The sequence below is a fragment of the Vibrio sp. PNB23_22_6 genome, from assembly GCF_052877535.1.
This window is the reverse complement of sequence record NZ_JBNFXP010000082.1, coordinates 1-341: the sequence shown is the minus strand read 5'-3', so window position 1 is coordinate 341 and position 341 is coordinate 1. Positions and strand designations below refer to the sequence as shown.

Here is a 341-nt window from a genome sequence, read left to right as displayed (position 1 = left end):
CCAAGCTTTTCCAACTCAGGCAGGAGACCCGCTTCTTCTAGATAGAGGCGCGCCACTTTCGAACCCGGTGCAAAGGACGTTTTCACCCATGGCTTACGCACCAGTCCCAGTTCGTTGGCTTTTTTCGCCACTAGGCCCGCGGCCACCACGTTACGCGGGTTACTGGTGTTGGTGCACGAGGTAATCGCGGCGATGATGACCGCGCCATCGGGCATTTCGCCCTCTTTCTCTTGCCACTTGCCCGCGATGCCGCGCTCGGTCAGCTCTGAGGTTGGCAAACGGCGATGCGGGTTGGAAGGCCCGGCGAGGTTGCGACTCACGGTGGCGAGGTCAAACTCCAG

General features: G+C 60.7%; 1 protein-coding gene. It reads right to left on the bottom strand.

The features are described 5' to 3' along the window. On the bottom strand, nt 1-341 hold a 341-nt coding region (locus ACVA54_RS19720), incomplete at both ends, for an aconitase family protein (protein ID WP_446649893.1).